The following is a 13,996-nucleotide window of genomic DNA, read 5'->3' on the forward strand; positions in this document are numbered from 1 at the left end:
TCCGGTTCTTTTCATCGGCGAGTGCCCATGCCACTCAGGCCGGGAACAGCTCGCTGAGCTTCATCGACAGCATCATGTCGCCTTCGACGCGCAGCTTGCCGCTCATGAAAGCCTGCATGCCATCGGTATCTCCGCTGACGATGCCCTTGAGGGTTTCGCTGTCCATGACCAGGGTGCAGTTGGCGTCCGGGTTTTCGCCTTCCTGCAGGTCGCAGGTGCCATCCTTGACGATCAGGGCGTAGTGCTTGTCTTCATCGGTGATGTTGAAACCGAACACCAGGTCCAGGCCGGCGGCAGCGGATGGGTTGAACTTCTCTTGCATCTTCTTGACGGCATCAGCTACGGAGGTCATGGCGCATTCCTTATAGAGTGATATTCACGTCCCCACGGGGACAACAGGCCGGGCTCATCGGTAGGTGACGAGCTCCGGCGTCCTCAACAGCTGCACATGGGCTTGGCTGTTGAAGGAAGCCAGTACCACGTCGCGGCCACGGAACTTCAAGTGGCTGAGCGACGTGTTGATGATCTGCCAGTTCAGCGCGAAGGCTTGGCTGGGGGTAATACGGGTAACCAGGTGGAGCAGGGCGGCGATGGTGCCGCCGGAGGTGAAGATGGCGATGTTGTCGCCGCTGTTGGCACCTTCGAGCACCCGCTCGAGGCCAGCCCCGACCCGGGCGGTGAACGCCTGCCAGGTCTCCAGGCCGTCGTTTTCATGCTCGCCGTCGTGCCAGCGTTGCACCATCAGGGCGAACAGGCGCTGGAACTCGCTGCGGTTGCTGGCGGCGTTGCGCAGGATATGCAGCGCTTCGGGCTCCTGCGGCAGCAGGCCGGGGAGCAGGGCGCGGATCATGCCGTCGGCGTCGAACTCGTTGAACGCGGCGTCGGTCTCAAGGGCGGGCGTGCGGCAGCCCTGGGCCTGCATGGCCTGAAGGGCCAGGCGTGCGGTGTCCTGCTGGCGGCGCAGGTCGCCGGCCAGGCAACGATCCAGGCGCAGCCCGAGCTGGGCCAGGTGCTCGCCCAGTGCGTGGCTCTGGCGTGCGCCCAGGGGCGAGAGGACATCGTAGTCGTCGGCGCCGAAGGAGGCTTGGCCATGTCGGATCAGGTAGATGTTGCCCACGTAGAGGTCCGGCCGATTGGAGTTGCTGCGAGGTTAGGATGCGACAGACAGGCTGTCAACGAAAAAACATACAAGCGTTTGAAAAGGTCGTTTGAACTGTGTTGCCAGCGTTTTCCCCGGCTGGCAGCGCCCCAAGCGCACCGGTATGCTTGCAACAGTTTCGCGCCCTGAGGCGCTGGTCTATCAAGGAGTCAATGTGGAGTTTCTTGCCGAATACGCAAGCTTTCTCGCCAAAACCGCCACCCTGGTGATCGCCATCCTGGTGGTCCTGTCGGCTATCGCCGGCCTGCGGGGCAAGGGGCGGCGCAAGTCGGGCGGGCAGTTGCAGGTCACCCGCCTTAATGAGTTCTACAAGGATTTGCGCGAACGCCTGGAATCGGGCCTGTTCGACAAAGCCCAGCTCAAAGCCCTGCGCAAGCAGCAGGCCAAGGCGGAAAAACAGCAGAAGAAGGGCAAGGCCAAGGCCGAGGAAAAAGGCCGAGTGTTCGTCCTCGATTTCGACGGCGACATCAAAGCCTCGGCCACCGAGAGCCTGCGCAACGAGATCACCGCACTGCTGACCCTGGCCACCCCGCGTGACGAAGTGGTGCTGCGCCTGGAAAGCGGCGGCGGCCTGGTGCACAGCTACGGCCTGGCGGCCTCACAACTGGCGCGTATCCGCCAGGCCGGCATTCCGTTGACCGTATGCATCGACAAGGTAGCCGCCAGCGGCGGCTACATGATGGCCTGCATCGGCGAAAAGATTGTCAGCGCCCCATTCGCCGTGCTCGGCTCGATCGGCGTGGTCGCCCAGTTGCCCAACGTCAATCGCCTGCTGAAAAAGCACGACATCGACTTCGAGGTACTCACCGCCGGTGAATACAAGCGCACCCTGACCGTGTTCGGCGAGAACACCGAGAAGGGCCGGGAGAAGTTCCAGGAAGACCTGGACATCACCCACCAGCTGTTCAAGGACTTCGTCTCCCGCTATCGCCCGCAGCTGCACATCGATGAAGTGGCCACCGGCGAAGTCTGGCTCGGCGTCGCCGCGCTGAACCGCAAGCTGGTCGACGAGCTGCGTACCAGCGACGAATACCTCAGCGACCGCGCCCGCGAAGCCAACCTGTTCCACCTGCACTACGCCGAACGCAAGAGCCTGCAGGAGCGCATCGGCATGGCCGCCAGCGGCACCGTCGAGAACACCTTGGTGGGGCTGTGGAGCAAACTCGGTCGCCTGCGCTAACACCTTGAGCCCCTTGAAGATTTTTTATGATCAGGGGGTTGCAAGGTCCAAAGAATGTAGACATAATGGCGTCCATCGAAACGCAGCAAGCTTGAAAAAGTGCTGAAGTTTCAAGGAGATAGCGAAGCGTAAGCTGCTAGATCCGAACTTTGAGGCCGAGTAGCAAAGTGGTTATGCTCCGGATTGCAAATCCGTCTACGCCGGTTCGATTCCGACCTCGGCCTCCACTATTCAAAACCCCGTAGATCTAGGTCTACGGGGTTTTTATTTGCATTGAAGAAAGCCTCTAATGGCAGTTGTTCTACAACTCCCAGAGGCTTCAATCTCGTTCACTTATATTTATCGAGCTTGGTCTCCGGCCCATTCTTGGCAATCTCCTGCGCCTTGCCATAGCTTTCGATCAAGCACTTGTACTCAGGGCACACATGCTCTGCCAGGATTTCTGCGAAGCGCGACCCTTCGGCTCTGTTCCATGTGCGCATCAATTCCGCGACGATCGCAAAGGTATCGGTAGGAATCGCCCCCGCTTGGGTGACGCGGGCAATGGTCGTATCGGTCGCGAGCTTGCTCCAGTTGCCAGAGGCATCGACCACGCAATACGCCTTGTAGCCAGCCTGCACTGCGCTGATGGCGGGAAATGCCATGCACACGCTGGTGAGCGTGCCGGCGATGATGAGGGTCTTGCGCCCCGTCTTCTCGATTGCTTCTACGAAAGGTGGGTTGTCCCAGGCGTTGATCTGGCCGGTGCGCGGCACATAGACCGCATGCGGCGCGTACTGGTGGACTTCCGGAATCAATGGCCCGTTGGGCCCATCCGGCACGGAAGCCGTGGTGATGACCGGAATGTTCAGCAAGGTGGCCGTCTTGGCAATGGCGATCACGTAGTTGCGCAGGTCGGGAATGGGGACATCGCGAACCGTGTTGAACAGCCCGCTCTGATGGTCGATAAGCAGGATGACAGAGTCATCCGGGTCTAGCATTCCGTTGGTGGAAGCCATGCTGACACCTCGCAAGCCTAGGGTTGTGTTTCACCGCCCTCGGGAGGTGAGAGCATCAAAAAAAGTAGACGGGCCCTACCGGTTGCGCAAGCAAGGGCAGCCGCATAGACCCGTGTGCGCGGGAGCTCGAAAAAAGGCGACTCGACAGGACTGGAAGTGGGAAGGCTATGCTGAGAAGAGGCCCCACCTCAGGAGATTTCCCATGGCCAAGTGCAAGAAATGCAACGAGGACCTGCAATTCGAGCCAGACGAGCGCAAGGACGGCCAGCAGGTGCAATGCCCGCACTGCAAGTCGCGTTACACGACGCGTTGGGTCGCGTCTTTTCCTGGCGCGCCGTTGAGCTACGAGCTGGTTCCATCGCAAGACTGACCAGGCTGTCGCAACCCGCCAGGGCCGAGCCGGTCATGCGGCAGGCTGCCGGGCTGAGGCCAGCAACTCGCTCTGGGCGTTCTTCAGTTCGCGGGTACGTTCATCGACCCGTTGCTTGAGCACATCGCTGGCGTTCTGCAGCGCGGTATTGGCCTGGTTGATCTCGCTGAAACTGCGGATCAGGCGAATGGCCAGGACCACCAGGGAGCACCTCAGCAGCACGGAAAACAACAGCATGTAGAAGTGCTATTACTTGTTGGTTTTCTCACGCAGTTGCTGGTCCTGTTCGAGCATCGTGGTGATGGCGTCCAGGCGCTCGGCCACCGGAACGGCCTCGATCGCTTCAAGTAATTGGTTGACGACTGGTTGCTTACGCCAGATCAAGGCGACGTGGTTGCTCAGAATGTCGACCGGCGTTCGAAAGTCATCCGGCATGTTTTCGTGAGGATCTCGCCGCAGGAAGGTGAGCGTACGCCGGCGAACGATAGCCCATGACCCAGGGGCGCAATGCGCCCCGTCGCGGTCATGTCAAGGAGATAGGGTCAGTAGCCTGCGACTCTCATCCAGCTCACGGAAACGGTTCGTTCATCGCTGGCAGTTGAATGCCAATGCCTTGATCTCGCCCTCTTCATCGACAGATTTCACGCCCATGCTGTCGGCACCAAGCTCGCCCGCCCTGTTGAATGCCAGGTTGATGGCATCGTCGGCGGAGCTGCCCTGCAGGGTGAAGGTGTCGACCAGGTCGCAGGCGTTGACCGACGAGGCGGTCACCAGGTTTACCTGTTGGCCTTTTTCGGTCAGCTGGGTGGTGCAGCCTGGGAGCAGGGCGGTTACCAGCATCAAGGCTGCCGCGAGGTGTGTGGAGTGGGCCTGATGAAGGGGCATCGTTGGGCATCCGTGGCGTGTGGAACGGGAGCTTCATCATCACCGATTCGGGAGCGGGTGTCTTGTATTGCTGTACCGGCCCAATCGCCGGCAAGCCGGCTCCCACCCGTTTGCGCCGTCCTTGTGGGAGCGGGCTTGTCCCGCGATTAGGTCGGCCCTGGCATCACCGATAGGTGGCAGGGCTACGCCCTTGATCGCGGGACAAGCCCGCTCCCACCAGAGGTTCCTGTTCGGTTCAGAGCTTGGAGACGTCCGGCTGTACAGCTTCGACGGGCGTCTCTTCGGTGGTGGCCATCTGCGTGGGCAGGTTGGACACGGTCACCGCGTACTTGCCTAGGTCCTGCTCCTGGCGCTGGAAGTTGATCGCCACCTTTTCGCCTTTCCAGGACATGACTTCGGTCAGGTAGGAAGCGCCAGAGCTCATCTTGATCCAACGGCTGTTTTGCTCGGCCGGTTCGCCGAACTGCTCGGTGAGCATGTCGGTGACCAGGTAGAGGCTGTTGGCATTGCCGCTGAAGACCAGCTCGCTCACCTGTCCGCCCGCCAGGGTCGCCACCAGGCTGTAGCCAGGGGAAATGGGCAGGTAGGGCAGGCCGCGGATTTCGAAACGATCCGGGTCGGAGGTGGCGACGCGGCAGGGTTCGGTTGGCCTGGTCTCATCGGTAGGGCATTCGGCAACTTGCTTGAGGAAGTCGCCTTGCAGGTCGATACCCAGGAACGAACTCGGTTCCTGGCTCCAGACGCGGTTGGCCTGGCCTGGGCCTGCCCAGGCAGGAAGGGCGACGAGCAGGCTCGCCGAAACAGCCAAAAGGGAGAGAGGCCTCATGGAGTCCGTCCTTGGAAGGAAAAGTGGATATAGGGCTGCAGAATACTCACCCGCGCAGCGCATTCAATGCTGTCAATAGGCTATGCCAGACGTAATAGCATTCTGCCGGTTGAGTAAGACGTTTCGGATAAGTTCAATTTTAAGCGGAAAATTGTGACAGATTTCACACTTTTCGGCAGAGGGCGGCTCGCCAGAAGGCAGAAAAGAAAAACCCGCCGATGGGGGAGGCGGGTTAAAGAACGTACGAAGCAGTTTCAGTGTGCCTATACGTTTGTCAGAAAAACGTGAAGAGCATGTTCACAACCCGTTGGGGGTCTATAGGTGGATCAGGTCCAACTGGCTGATCACGCAAGCCGAGCCATCCTCTGGCGAGGTGGTGTCGCTGTAGTCCACCTGGTTGTAGACCCCGCCATGGAAATTGAAAATGCGCGCTCGCCATGACTCGGCCAGTTGCAAGGCAATACGCCCCGTACGGCCATTGCAGCTCGCGCCCAGAACCACGGCGCCGGAGGCAGCTACCTCGATGCTGATCTCGAATGTTGCATTGAGCGGGACCTCCGCCAGCAGGGTGCTGGTGGGGGCCGTGGCTTGGTTGAACTCCGCACGAAAGCCGTAGGTGAGCTTGCCTTTGTTCCAGAAGATCTTGATGGGTGGGCTGTCATCATCCTTTACGTGCAGTTGGGAGATCACCACCTTTTGTATCGAGTTGACCTTCTCCAGTTTGAACAACTGGTAGTTACGATGGTTGCCGGCGCTGTCCAGGGTCCAGTAGACGGCTTCTTTCCATTCGCAGCGGGTGCGATGGGTGCTTTTGCTGGAAGCGCCCTTGGTCGGTGCGCTCATGCGTACCGAACCGTCGGGCAGGCGTGCAACGTAGTCGGGCAGGGTGGCCAAGGCCACGGCGCCGGTGACTTCCAGTGCGGTGGGGTCGGTGGCGGATTTGGCAACGGGGGTGGTGATGATCAGATTATCGATGTTCACGGCCATGCGGGTTCTCCTTGCAAAAAGACAGGTCCACACTTGTGCGAATCGGGGCAGCAGGCAGGGTTCCGAAAAATGCGCCAGGGCCGGATGAAAAGGCGCCCATAAAAAAGCCCGCCAGGGCGGCGGGCAAGGACGTTTTGAAGGGAGAGCCTCGACATTAACCGGACGGCAGTTAAGCGAGCGTTAAGTGCTGCGCCATTGACCGACGCCAGCGATCAGCCTATACAGGCGTGCCTTTATTTCGTGAGCCCTGCCATGCACGACGAAGACGACCTGCACGAGCCCGAGCACGATCATCTGCTCGACCATGAGTTTTTCGATGACGACTCAGACCCGGAGGCCGATGCCCATGGGGCGTTGGACGAGGCCGAGGAAGACGAAGAGCTGCTGGATGATTTCGAGGACGACGAACACCCGGCCTGGCACGACGACGTGGACGATTGAGCCCACGTCGCCGTGCCGGTGCGCGCGGTTCAGCGGCGGTCGAGGGAGAACCGCCCGGCACCGCTCACGGCCAGCAACAACAGGCCGCCGGTAATGCTCATGTTCTTGAGGAATTGGGTCATGTTGGCGCTACGCTCGGGGTCGACCATGTTCCAGAACGGGTGGCCGATCAAGGCGGTGCCCACTACGAACAGCGCGAGTAGGAATGCCAGTGGGCGGGTGTAGAAGCCGAGCAGCAGCAGGATACCCACCGCGAACTCCATGATCACCGCGACGGCGGCTGCCAACATCGGGGCAGGGGCGCCGAGTGAGGTCATGTAGCCCACCGTGCCTTCGAAGCCGGTGAGTTTGCTCCAGCCGGAGAGGATGAAGAGAATCACCAGCAGGATACGGGCAAGCAGGATGATGATGTCGCGTTGGCCTTCGAACAGGGAGTAGCGCATGGTGGCGTTCCAGTGGAAAGGGACAATTTCACTGTAGCAGCCGCTTCGCTGTTCGCTGTGAGATGGCCCTGCAAGATTTCGCACGCCTGCATGCAGCCGCGTCGCAGAACCGGCCAATACATCGGAGATAAAAAAGGCGCCACCAGGGCGCCTTTTTCAGAATGATATGGTGCGAGTGGCGGGACTCGAACCCGCAAGGCTCACGCCGACAGATTTTAAGTCTGCTGTGTATACCAATTCCACCACACTCGCACGCTTGAAAGGGTCTTGCGACCGGCGCGCTTCCAAGGTGGAAGGGCCTGGCAATCAAGCGCGCTTTATAACCCATCGTTATAGACGAGTCAACCGTACCCCTTATTTTCAGGGGGTAATCGATTTGGCGATCTCGCGTAGGTTCCAGGCCGAGGTGAGTAGGCCTCGGGTATGGCCGTCCATCATCCTGGCATCGTTGCCATGCATCGTGTGGTGCAGATAGCGGACATGGCCGGCAAGCCTGCGGCAGACCGCTTCGAGCTGCGTAGCCGTGCGCTGCAGGTCCTCCTGCAAGCATTGCATTCGATGGTTGGCGGGCATGGTCTTCCTTGAATGGCCGGCGGCGGGTGGACTATAGGGCAATTGACACGCTGCTGTCATTACGCCACTGTTCCGGTCATGGGATCCAATGAGCCTTCGACATGACCTCCGTGACGCCCTCTCCCGCGAATACCCGCGTCGTGCGGCCAAAACTGTTCTGGCGACTAGTGTTCGCCCAGGTCTACTTGCTGGCCATTTTTCTCTACCTGAGCTTGGCGGCGCTGGGTGGGTACCTGCTGATGCTGGGCTTCGATGGTCTGCACCCACAGCCGCAGCGCACCTTGGCGTTGGCGGGCGGCGCAGTGATCGTGCTGGTCTGCCTGTGGCTGCTCAAGGTCGCGATGCCTCGGCGTCTCGGCCCCAAGGTGATCGAGCGGGAAATCTGACGAATCTGCAGCCGGTGCTATGAGAGACCGGGACTTTTGACTACGCTCAGTGGGTGGCCTTGGTAGTGCCCGCGGAGCTTGCATGGTTTTACCCGACAGTCCCTCCCGCCCGGAAATGTCACCTAACCGCTACGAGCAGCTGGTTCAGTCGGTCGTGGACTATGCCATCTACATGCTCGACCCGTCGGGCGTGGTGGTGTCCTGGAACACAGGTGCCGAGCGGATCAAGGGCTACCGTGCCGACGAGGTCATTGGCCAGCATTTCTCGGTGTTCTTCACTCCCCAGGACCGTGCCGATGGCCGCCCGCAGCGCCTGCTGCGCCAGGCCCTGGAGCAAGGCGTGGCTCAAGACGAAGGCTGGCGGGTACGCAAGGACGGCAGCCAGTTCTGGGCGCTGGCGGCCCTGGATGTGATTCGCGACGAGAAAGGGCAGGTCGTCGGCCTGGCCAAGGTAACCCGTGATATCACCGACCGCCGCGAGTCGTCCCTGCAGCTCGATGCCATCCGCGCCCAGCTGTTCCAGGCCCAGAAACTCGAAGCTCTCGGCCAGCTCACCGGCGGCCTGGCCCACGACTTCAACAACCTGCTCACCATCATCCTTGGTGCTGCCCGGTTGGCCCAGGGCAGCCAGGACCTGCAGCGGGTCCGGCGGCTGCTCGAGCATATCGTCAGCGCCGGTGAGCGGGGCACCCAGCTCACCCGGCAACTGCTGACCTTCGCCCGCCACCGGCAATTGAGTGCCACGCGCGTCGCCCCGGCTGAACTGATCGCCTCCACCCGAGGTCTTCTGCAGCATGGGCTGCCGCCGGGCATCGAATTGCAAGAGTGCCTGCAGCCCGACCTGCCGTTGATCGAGGTGGATGTCGCGCAGTTGCAGATGGTGTTGCTCAATCTGCTGTTCAATGCCCGGGATGCCACCGGCGACGAAGGGCGCATCCGGCTGGAGGTGAGCTGTGTCGAACTGGCCGGCGAGGTGGAAGGACTGCACGGTCGTTTCGTTCGCTTCGACGTGCGAGACACCGGCGAAGGCATCGACCCGAAGGTATTGCCACGGATCTTCGAGCCGTTTTTCACCACCAAGCCCTTTGGCAAGGGCACCGGCCTTGGCTTGAGCCAGGCCTATGGATTCGCCAGGCAGAGCAACGGCGCCATCTGCGTGGCCAGCCAAGTGGGCGAGGGGACCTGCATGACCCTCTACCTGCCCGCCTGCCCAGGCGCCATCGACCTCGACCACAACGGGTAACGACCCATGGCAGAACCACTCAAGCGCCTGGCGACGGGCATCGAAGGGCTGGACATACTGCTCAAGGGCGGCCTGTTGGCGGGAGCGTCCTATATCGTCCAGGGGCCGCCAGGGGCAGGCAAGACCATCCTGGCCAACCAGCTGGCGTGTAGCCATGTGCGAAGCGGTGGCCGAGTGCTGGTGGCGACGCTGCTCAGCGAGTCCCACGAGCGCCTGTTCCAATACTTGTCTACCCTGGCGTTCTTCGACCCGACCCTGGTCGGTGACCAGATCCAGTTCGTCAGCGCATTCGATACCCTGGAGCAGGAAGGCCTGGATGCGGTGGTACGGCTGTTGCGCCAGGAAATCGCCCGCCAGCAAGCCAGCCTGTTGATCGTCGATGGCCTGCTCAATGCCCGTGTGCGTGCGGAAACGAGCCTCGATACCAAGAAGTTCGTCTCGGAACTGCAAGGGCACGCGGCATTCGCCGGGTGCACCGTGCTACTGCTGACCAGTGCTCGCCTCCAGGAGGGCAGCCCCGAGCACACCATGGTCGATGGCGTGCTCGAATTGAGCGAGCAGTTGGTGGGCAGCCGTGCGGTGCGCCAGATCCAGCTGCGCAAGACGCGGGGAAGCGGCGCTTTGTCGGGCCTGCATGAATGCCTGGTCGACCAGGGTGGGCTGCAGGTCTTCCCACGTCTGGAGGCGCTGTACAGTCATCCCAGCCATCCGGGCTCGGCCACCTTCACCCGGGTGTCCACCGGCAGCGCCACGCTCGACGAGATGCTCGGCGGCGGCGTGGGCCAGGGGTCGGTAAGCCTGGTGATGGGGCCATCGGGTATCGGCAAGACTTCCCTGGGCCTGGCGTTTTTGTCCGCCTCGACCGCGCAAGCGCCGGGCCTGCATTTCGGTTTCTACGAAACACCTGCCCGGCTGGGCTTGAAAGCCACGGCGCTGGGGTACGACTTCGCGCGGCTCGAGCGCGAGAAAGCCCTGGAGCTTTGCTGGCAGACCACCACCGAGGGGTTGCTCGATCAACTCGGGGCGCACTTGCTTCGGCGTGTCGAGCTGCTGGGGGCGCAGCGGGTGGTGATCGACAGCCTGGGTGCCTTCAGCCGCCTGGCTATCGACCCGGCCCGACTCAATGCCTTCTTCCGTGCCTTGATGGGCGAGTTGCGGGCACGGGACGTGAGTGTCCTGGCGACGTGGGAAATGCGCGATATCTTCGGCTCCGAGATCACCGCGCCAGCCCCGGACCTTTCGAGCATCGTCGACAATCTGTTGCTGATGCGTTTCGTCGAGCTGGACTCTCGGCTGCGGCGCATGGTTTCGGTCCTCAAGGTGCGCGACAGTCATCACGACCCGGCGTTGCATGAGCTGCGCATGGGCCCGCAGGGCATTTTCCTGCACAAGGCCTTCGAAGGTGCCAGCGGGGTGCTGTCGGGCACGCCCGTACCCTCGGGGAGTGACTGATGGTATAGCGCGATGAACACGATCCTGATCGTCGATGACGAATACCTGATCGCCGACATCCTCGGGTTTGCCTTGGAAGACGAGGGCTTTCTGGTGGAAAAGGCGAGCAATGGCTGCAAAGCCCTGGATGCGCTGAAGGAAAAACGCGTGGAGTTGGTGATCACCGACTACATGATGCCCTTGCTCAATGGCGAGGAGCTGGTCAGGGCGATTCGCGATGAACTGCAGCTGGCAGACCTGCCGGTGATTCTCATGAGCGGCGCGCAGGCCAACCAGGGGCGTATTTGCCCCGAGTTGTTCGACGCGGTATTCGACAAGCCGTTCGACATGGACAGGATGATCGCCAAGGTACGCGAATTGCTGGGCACCTGAGGCGCTACCCCGCGTGGGCGGGTCGATCGGTCAAGCGCATCCGTGCGGCTCGAGGCAAGGGCGGTCAGTGCTGGTCGTCGTTTTTCTCCGGGGCCGGGTTGCCTGCCTGGATGCGTTTGAAGATCTCTTCGCGATGGACCTGGACATCCTTTGGTGCATCGATACCGATCCTCACTTGCATCCCTTTGACTCCCAGAATGGTGACTTTGATGTCATCGTCAATGACGATGCTTTCGCCAACCTTGCGGGTGAGTATCAGCATGTAGTTCTCCTTGGTGATGATGTAGTCCGCGCGGCCTTTTACCGCAGCGGTGGGAGCTGGTCCCTCTTCCTTCTCATTAAAGACGCTTTCGGCGAAGAGTAATTCCCCCGCAGATAAATTCTGTTACTTGTCTTCAGTCGCAGGTGCCGAAACCAACCCTAAGGTGGTACGGCGAAGGCGCTCGATGGCAAGGATAGGGGGCTGGCGACCAGATGGGAAATTTCTCTGCTAGATAGAGTAAATAGAGCAATACAATAAGCGTTTATTTCGTTAACGCCTGTAGGAAAAGTAGCAATGACGCCTCCTCAGGCTCCAGCCCTCGGCGAGCCTTGACCCGTGGCAAGGCGGCCAGCCGCCCCTGCTGGTAATGGTCGAGCACGGCGGGGTGAATGTAGCAGCGCCGACAGACCGCGGGTGTATTGCCCAGGCGTGCAGCTACCTGTCGGACAATCGCCGCGACCTGGCGCCGGGCTTCGCTTTCCGGCTCCCAGGCCAGGGGGCGCAACAGGTCCAGGGCCAGGACGCTGCCTGCCCAGGTGCGGTAGTCCTTGGCGGTGAAGTCGGCCCCGGTCAACTGCTGCAGGAACTGGTTGACCTCGCTCGACCCCACCGCATGGCGCTGGCCGTTTTCGTCCAGGTATTGGAAGAGCGTTTGCCCAGGCAGATCCAGGCAGCGCTTGATCAGCCGCGCCAGGCGCCGGTCACGCAGGCTGACGTTGTGTTCGACGCCCCGTTTCCCCCGGAACTGGAAGCGTATGGTGCTGCCCTGGACACTGACATGGCGGTTGCGCAGGGTGGTCAACCCGTAGGAGTTGTTCTCTTTCAGGTATTGCCGGTTGCCAATGCGGATCAAGGTGCTGTCGAGCAGGCTGACCACCAAGGCCATGACCTTCTCCCGGTCCAGGCCAGGCCGCGCCAAGTACTGTTCCAGTTGCCGACGCAGGTCGGGCAGTACCTGGGCGAAGGCCAGCATGCGGTCATATTTGTGCTGGTCGCGCAGTGCCCGCCATTGCGGGTGGTAGCGATATTGCTTGCGCCCGCGGGCATCGCGGCCGGTGGCTTGCAGATGGCCCTGAGGGTCGGGACAGATCCATACCTGGGTGTAGGCCGGTGGTATCGCCAGGGCGGCGATGCGGACGAGGGTCTGGGCGTCACGTATGCGCTGGCCTTCGGTGTCGAAATAATGGAAGCGGTCGCGCCAGCGCCGCCGGCTCAGGCCAGGTTGGCTGTCGTCTACGTAATGAAGCGCTGCAGGAAGCGGGCAATCGAGCATGGGCGGTTGTCCATCGAACGGTCACAGATCAATGGACAACGGCCTCCAGGCCATTGCTCAGCTCAGCAGCGCCACCGACTTGATCTGCGCCCACAGCATCTGGCCTGGGTGCAGGTCGAGGTGGTCGGCCGAATAGCGGGTGATACGTGCCAGCAACGGGCTTCCGGAGGCATCGAGGCTCACCAGGACGTGCGCCGGATTGTCCGCCGGGCGGCATTCGCGGATACGCACCGGCAGGCGGTTGAGGATGCTGGATGCATTGTCGGCACCCAGCGCCAGGCTCACATCGCGGGCCTGCACTTTCAGGCGCAGCGGCTGGCCAAGGGTGAGCGCAGGGTGTGCGATGCGTAGCAGCGGCCCGTCGCTGCCGTGCAGGCGCACATCGAACACTTGGTAATGCGCATCATGGCCGACCACGATGCCTTCGAGCACCACGCCGGCGTCTTCGCCCTGGGCGAGGGGCAGGTCCAGGCGCGCCAGGGTTTCGCCGACCGGGCCGCTGGCCAGGGCGCGGCCTTGCTCCAGCAACACCAGGTGGTCGGCCAGGCGTGCCACTTCATCTTGGGCATGGCTGACATAGACCAGCGGGATCTCCAGTTCATCGTGCAAGCGTTCCAGATAGGGCAGGATCTCGCGTTTGCGCGGCGCATCCAGTGCCGCGAGCGGCTCATCCATCAGCAGCAAGCGGGGGCTGGCGAGCAAGGCGCGGGCAATGCCGACCCGTTGCGCCTCACCCCCCGACAGCGTCGCCGGCCGGCGCTCGAGCAACTCGCCGATACCCAGCAGGTCGCAGGCATGGGCCAGGCTGACCTTGCGTTCGCCTCGGCCGATACGTCGCCAGCCGAATTCCAGGTTGCCACGCACCGACAGGTGGGGGAACAGGCTGGCTTCCTGGAATACATAGCCCAGCGGCCGTTTGTGCGGTGCCAGGAAAAAGCCGCTGGCGCTGTCCTGCCAGACGTCGCCATTGACCTCGATATAGCCGTCGGCTCGCTCCAGCCCGGCCAGGCAGCGCAGGCAGGAAGTCTTGCCCGAGCCGGAGTGGCCGAACAGCGCGCTGACGCCGCGCCCGGGCAGGTGCAGGTCGACATCCAGGGTGAAGTCGCCGCGCGCCAGCTTCAGGCGCGCCAGGATCGATGGGTGCAT

Annotated in this window: 18 protein-coding genes, 2 tRNA genes and 1 pseudogene; 8 read left to right on the forward strand and 13 right to left on the reverse strand. The window is 61.8% G+C overall.

The features are described from left to right. Positions 1-34: 34 nt before the first annotated feature. Both K8374_RS09195 and K8374_RS09200 read right to left on the reverse strand, forming a co-directional pair. Positions 35-352 (reverse strand): SCP2 sterol-binding domain-containing protein, encoded by a 318-nt coding sequence (locus K8374_RS09195; RefSeq protein ID WP_084855671.1) that lies wholly within the window; start codon positions 350-352, stop codon positions 35-37. Between the two features lie 54 nt (positions 353-406). Next, positions 407-1,117 (reverse strand): histidine phosphatase family protein, encoded by a 711-nt coding sequence (locus K8374_RS09200; RefSeq protein ID WP_224458761.1) that lies wholly within the window; start codon positions 1,115-1,117, stop codon positions 407-409. 196 nt (positions 1,118-1,313) lie between these two features. On the opposite strand from K8374_RS09200, the gene sohB reads away from it, so the two are divergent. Beyond that, on the forward strand, positions 1,314-2,339 hold the full coding sequence (gene sohB / locus K8374_RS09205) for a protease SohB (protein ID WP_084855669.1): 1,026 nt from the start codon (positions 1,314-1,316) through the stop codon (positions 2,337-2,339). 153 nt (positions 2,340-2,492) lie between these two features. Beyond that, a tRNA-Cys gene (locus K8374_RS09210) sits at positions 2,493-2,566 on the forward strand. A gap of 102 nt (positions 2,567-2,668) precedes the next feature. Here the strand turns inward: K8374_RS09210 and K8374_RS09215 are convergent. Then, positions 2,669-3,337: an isochorismatase family protein gene (locus K8374_RS09215; protein WP_084855658.1), complete on the reverse strand. Its 669-nt coding sequence runs from the start codon at positions 3,335-3,337 to the stop codon at positions 2,669-2,671. A gap of 202 nt (positions 3,338-3,539) precedes the next feature. Here K8374_RS09215 and K8374_RS09220 point away from each other — a divergent pair, with 202 nt between their 5' ends. Beyond that, positions 3,540-3,707 carry a hypothetical protein gene (locus tag K8374_RS09220; RefSeq protein WP_224458762.1) on the forward strand — a complete coding sequence of 56 codons (168 nt, stop codon included), beginning with the start codon at positions 3,540-3,542 and terminating at the stop codon, positions 3,705-3,707. A 45-nt stretch (positions 3,708-3,752) separates the two neighbouring features. Here K8374_RS09220 and K8374_RS09225 read toward each other — a convergent pair. From K8374_RS09225 to K8374_RS09240, 4 genes and pseudogenes are all read right to left on the reverse strand, one after another. Then, positions 3,753-4,148: pseudogene (locus K8374_RS09225) on the reverse strand (histidine kinase); the annotation flags it as partial. A gap of 144 nt (positions 4,149-4,292) precedes the next feature. After that, positions 4,293-4,592, reverse strand: a complete 300-nt coding sequence (locus K8374_RS09230) for a hypothetical protein (protein WP_224458763.1) — start codon at positions 4,590-4,592, stop codon at positions 4,293-4,295. Positions 4,593-4,827: 235 nt separating this feature from the next. Further along, entirely contained in the window at positions 4,828-5,418 is a 591-nt protein-coding gene (locus K8374_RS09235) for a hypothetical protein (protein ID WP_143515180.1), read from the reverse strand. Positions 5,419-5,733: 315 nt separating this feature from the next. Further along, positions 5,734-6,405 carry a polysaccharide lyase family 7 protein gene (locus K8374_RS09240; RefSeq protein WP_224458764.1) on the reverse strand — a complete coding sequence of 224 codons (672 nt, stop codon included), beginning with the start codon at positions 6,403-6,405 and terminating at the stop codon, positions 5,734-5,736. 252 nt (positions 6,406-6,657) lie between these two features. Between K8374_RS09240 and K8374_RS09245 the strand changes: the two genes are divergently transcribed. Continuing rightward, entirely contained in the window at positions 6,658-6,846 is a 189-nt protein-coding gene (locus K8374_RS09245) for a hypothetical protein (RefSeq protein WP_224458765.1), read from the forward strand. A gap of 29 nt (positions 6,847-6,875) precedes the next feature. Here K8374_RS09245 and K8374_RS09250 read toward each other — a convergent pair whose 3' ends face one another. From K8374_RS09250 to K8374_RS09260, 3 genes are all read right to left on the reverse strand, one after another. Beyond that, on the reverse strand, positions 6,876-7,289 hold the full coding sequence (locus K8374_RS09250) for a DoxX family protein (RefSeq protein ID WP_224458766.1): 414 nt from the start codon (positions 7,287-7,289) through the stop codon (positions 6,876-6,878). 167 nt (positions 7,290-7,456) lie between these two features. Next, positions 7,457-7,541: transfer RNA gene (locus K8374_RS09255), tRNA-Leu, on the reverse strand. Positions 7,542-7,649: 108 nt separating this feature from the next. Further along, positions 7,650-7,862, reverse strand: coding sequence for a hypothetical protein (locus tag K8374_RS09260; RefSeq protein ID WP_224458767.1), 213 nt, complete (start codon positions 7,860-7,862; stop codon positions 7,650-7,652). Between the two features lie 110 nt (positions 7,863-7,972). On the opposite strand from K8374_RS09260, the gene K8374_RS09265 reads away from it, so the two are divergent. The 4 genes from K8374_RS09265 (at position 7,973) to K8374_RS09280 (ending at position 11,315) form a co-directional block, all read left to right on the forward strand. Beyond that, entirely contained in the window at positions 7,973-8,248 is a 276-nt protein-coding gene (locus K8374_RS09265; protein ID WP_411969635.1) for a hypothetical protein, read from the forward strand. Positions 8,249-8,330: 82 nt separating this feature from the next. Beyond that, positions 8,331-9,491, forward strand: coding sequence for a two-component system sensor histidine kinase NtrB (locus tag K8374_RS09270; RefSeq protein WP_411969616.1), 1,161 nt, complete (start codon positions 8,331-8,333; stop codon positions 9,489-9,491). A gap of 6 nt (positions 9,492-9,497) precedes the next feature. Next, positions 9,498-10,943, forward strand: a complete 1,446-nt coding sequence (locus tag K8374_RS09275; RefSeq protein WP_224458768.1) for an ATPase domain-containing protein — start codon at positions 9,498-9,500, stop codon at positions 10,941-10,943. Between the two features lie 12 nt (positions 10,944-10,955). Further along, positions 10,956-11,315 carry a response regulator gene (locus K8374_RS09280; protein WP_084855644.1) on the forward strand — a complete coding sequence of 120 codons (360 nt, stop codon included), beginning with the start codon at positions 10,956-10,958 and terminating at the stop codon, positions 11,313-11,315. A gap of 64 nt (positions 11,316-11,379) precedes the next feature. Here K8374_RS09280 and csrA read toward each other — a convergent pair whose 3' ends face one another. The 3 genes from csrA to modC all read right to left on the reverse strand — a co-directional run bounded on the left by csrA (position 11,380) and on the right by modC (position 13,996). Beyond that, the gene (csrA, locus tag K8374_RS09285) at positions 11,380-11,577 is read right to left on the reverse strand and encodes a carbon storage regulator CsrA (protein ID WP_043211735.1); all 198 of its coding nucleotides are present in this window, start codon (positions 11,575-11,577) and stop codon (positions 11,380-11,382) included. Positions 11,578-11,839: 262 nt separating this feature from the next. Then, positions 11,840-12,850 (reverse strand): DNA topoisomerase IB, encoded by a 1,011-nt coding sequence (locus K8374_RS09290; RefSeq protein WP_224458769.1) that lies wholly within the window; start codon positions 12,848-12,850, stop codon positions 11,840-11,842. A 57-nt stretch (positions 12,851-12,907) separates the two neighbouring features. Beyond that, positions 12,908-13,996 (reverse strand): molybdenum ABC transporter ATP-binding protein, encoded by a 1,089-nt coding sequence (gene modC, locus K8374_RS09295; RefSeq protein WP_224458770.1) that lies wholly within the window; start codon positions 13,994-13,996, stop codon positions 12,908-12,910.

The organism is Pseudomonas sp. p1(2021b) (genome assembly GCF_020151015.1).
Lineage (GTDB): Bacteria > Pseudomonadota > Gammaproteobacteria > Pseudomonadales > Pseudomonadaceae > Aquipseudomonas > Aquipseudomonas putida_K.

What these genes read in the sequence shown, in the direction of transcription:
- K8374_RS09215 (WP_084855658.1), bottom strand. Translation starts at nt 3,337, where the DNA reads ATGGCTTCCACCAACGGAATGCTAGACCCGGATGACTCTGTCATCCTG.
- K8374_RS09220 (WP_224458762.1), top strand. Translation starts at nt 3,540, where the DNA reads ATGGCCAAGTGCAAGAAATGCAACGAGGACCTGCAATTCGAGCCAGAC.
- K8374_RS09290 (WP_224458769.1), bottom strand. Translation starts at nt 12,850, where the DNA reads ATGCTCGATTGCCCGCTTCCTGCAGCGCTTCATTACGTAGACGACAGC.
- K8374_RS09195 (WP_084855671.1), bottom strand. Translation starts at nt 352, where the DNA reads ATGACCTCCGTAGCTGATGCCGTCAAGAAGATGCAAGAGAAGTTCAAC.
- K8374_RS09275 (WP_224458768.1), top strand. Translation starts at nt 9,498, where the DNA reads ATGGCAGAACCACTCAAGCGCCTGGCGACGGGCATCGAAGGGCTGGAC.
- csrA (WP_043211735.1), bottom strand. Translation starts at nt 11,577, where the DNA reads ATGCTGATACTCACCCGCAAGGTTGGCGAAAGCATCGTCATTGACGAT.
- K8374_RS09235 (WP_143515180.1), bottom strand. Translation starts at nt 5,418, where the DNA reads ATGAGGCCTCTCTCCCTTTTGGCTGTTTCGGCGAGCCTGCTCGTCGCC.
- K8374_RS09280 (WP_084855644.1), top strand. Translation starts at nt 10,956, where the DNA reads ATGAACACGATCCTGATCGTCGATGACGAATACCTGATCGCCGACATC.
- K8374_RS09250 (WP_224458766.1), bottom strand. Translation starts at nt 7,289, where the DNA reads ATGCGCTACTCCCTGTTCGAAGGCCAACGCGACATCATCATCCTGCTT.
- K8374_RS09245 (WP_224458765.1), top strand. Translation starts at nt 6,658, where the DNA reads ATGCACGACGAAGACGACCTGCACGAGCCCGAGCACGATCATCTGCTC.
- K8374_RS09270 (WP_411969616.1), top strand. Translation starts at nt 8,331, where the DNA reads ATGGTTTTACCCGACAGTCCCTCCCGCCCGGAAATGTCACCTAACCGC.
- modC (WP_224458770.1), bottom strand. Translation starts at nt 13,996, where the DNA reads ATGCACCCATCGATCCTGGCGCGCCTGAAGCTGGCGCGCGGCGACTTC.
- K8374_RS09240 (WP_224458764.1), bottom strand. Translation starts at nt 6,405, where the DNA reads ATGGCCGTGAACATCGATAATCTGATCATCACCACCCCCGTTGCCAAA.
- K8374_RS09230 (WP_224458763.1), bottom strand. Translation starts at nt 4,592, where the DNA reads ATGCCCCTTCATCAGGCCCACTCCACACACCTCGCGGCAGCCTTGATG.
- K8374_RS09260 (WP_224458767.1), bottom strand. Translation starts at nt 7,862, where the DNA reads ATGCCCGCCAACCATCGAATGCAATGCTTGCAGGAGGACCTGCAGCGC.